A 1,922-nucleotide genomic window follows, 5' to 3' on the forward strand; every position below is an offset into this window, starting at 1 on the left:
ACGACGAGCTGCTGGACGTGGTCGCGGCCGCCGGTCGGGTGCGCCGGCGGTGGTTCGGCCGCCGGGGGAAGCTCAACTACCTGGTGAACCTGAAGAGCGGCCTCTGCCCGGAGGACTGCTCCTACTGTTCGCAGCGGCTGGGCTCGAAGGCCGAGATCCTCAAGTACACCTGGCTCAAGCCGGACCAGGCCGCCGAGGCGGCGAAGGCGGGCGTCGCGGGCGGCGCCAAGCGGGTCTGCCTGGTGGCCAGCGGCCGCGGGCCGACCGACCGTGACATCGACCGGGTGGCCGACACCATCTCGGCGATCAAGGAGGCCGACCCCGCCGTCGAGATCTGCGCCTGCCTGGGCCTGCTCTCCGACAACCAGGCGGAGCGGCTGAAGGCTGCCGGCGCCGACGCGTACAACCACAACCTGAACACCTCCGAGGGCACCTACGGCGACATCGCCACCACCCACACCTACGCGGACCGGGTGGACACCGTGCAGAAGGCGCACGGCGCCGGCCTGTCGGCCTGCTCCGGCCTGATCGCGGGCATGGGCGAGAGCGACGAGGACCTGGTCGACGTGGTCTTCGCGCTGCGCGAGCTGGGCTCGGACTCGGTGCCGGTCAACTTCCTCATCCCGTTCGAGGGCACGCCGCTGGCCAAGGAGTGGAACCTCACCCCGCAGCGCTGCCTGCGCATCCTGGCGATGGTCCGCTTCGTCAACCCGGACACCGAGGTGCGCATCGCCGGTGGCCGTGAGGTCCACCTGCGCACCATGCAGCCGCTGGGGCTGCACCTCGCCAACTCGATCTTCCTGGGCGACTACCTGACCAGCGAGGGCCAGGCCGGGCAGGCCGACCTCGACATGATCAAGGACGCGGGCTTCGAGGTCGAGGGCGCCGGCGAGGCCACCCTGCCGCGCCACCGCGCCGACGTCGCGGCCGCCGCCGCAGCCGGTGGCGCGTGCGGGACGGCCGGCGGCGGCTGCGGCCCGTGCGGCGGGCACGGCGAGGAGCCGGCCGGCGGCCCGGCCGAGGCTCCGGGCGACGCCCAGGGCGGGCACGGCTGCGGTCCCTGCGGCGGCCACCGTGCGGAACCGGCGCGCGACGAGGCGCCGGCCGCGGGCGCGTCGGACGGCGGGGCGGCGGACGGCGGGGCGTCGGACGGCGGGGCGGCGGACGGCGGGGCGGCGGACGGCGGGGCGGCGGACGGGAACCCGAACGGCGAGCTGCGCAGCGACCTGGTCCGGGTCCGCCGCCGCGGCGCCGGCACCGAGCTGGCGCCGAACGCCTGATCGCCGTACCGCAACCGGAACCGCAACCGCACGGGAACCCGAGGAGCTCCACCGCCATGGCCCACCTGCCCACCGATGACCTGCTCGCCCTCGACCGGGCGCACGTCTGGCACCCGTACGGTCCGATGCCCGGCACCGTCACCCCGTACGTGGTCGAGTCCGCGTCCGGGGTGCGACTGCGGCTCGCCCGACCGGTCGCGGGCAGAACGGAGTTGATCGACGGCATGTCGTCCTGGTGGGCGGCGGTGCACGGCTACGGGCACCCCGTGCTGGACGCGGCCGTGCGCGACCAGCTCGGCCGGATGAGCCACGTGATGTTCGGCGGGCTCACCCATGAGCCCGCCGTCCGGCTGGCCGCCCGTCTGGTGGAGATCACCCCGGAGCCGCTGCAGCACGTCTTCCTGGCCGACTCCGGCTCGGTGGCGGTCGAGGTGGCGATGAAGATGTGCCTGCAGTACTGGCAGTCCGTCGGCCGCCCGGCCAAGCGCCGGCTGCTGACCTGGCGCGGCGGCTACCACGGGGACACCTTCCACCCGATGTCGGTCTGCGACCCCGAGGGCGGCATGCACCACCTCTGGGGCGGGGTGCTGCCCGGCCAGCTCTTCGCGCCGGAGCCGCCGGCCGGCTTCGACGCGCCGCTGG

The 1,922-nt window shown here is 74.8% G+C and carries 2 protein-coding genes; both read left to right on the forward strand.

Annotated elements, in window-relative coordinates; translation table 11 throughout:
• Positions 1-1,280: biotin synthase BioB (bioB, locus tag MCM47_RS39880; protein ID WP_238951739.1), on the forward strand; the 1,280-nt coding region annotated here is incomplete at its 5' end.
• Positions 1,281-1,336: 56 nt separating this feature from the next.
• Positions 1,337-1,922, forward strand: a 586-nt coding sequence (locus MCM47_RS39885) for an aminotransferase class III-fold pyridoxal phosphate-dependent enzyme (protein ID WP_238951740.1), incomplete at its 3' end; no start/stop codon positions are given.

The sequence above is a fragment of the Kitasatospora sp. A2-31 genome (genome assembly GCF_022288725.1).
Taxonomy (GTDB): Bacteria; Actinomycetota; Actinomycetes; order Streptomycetales; family Streptomycetaceae; genus Kitasatospora.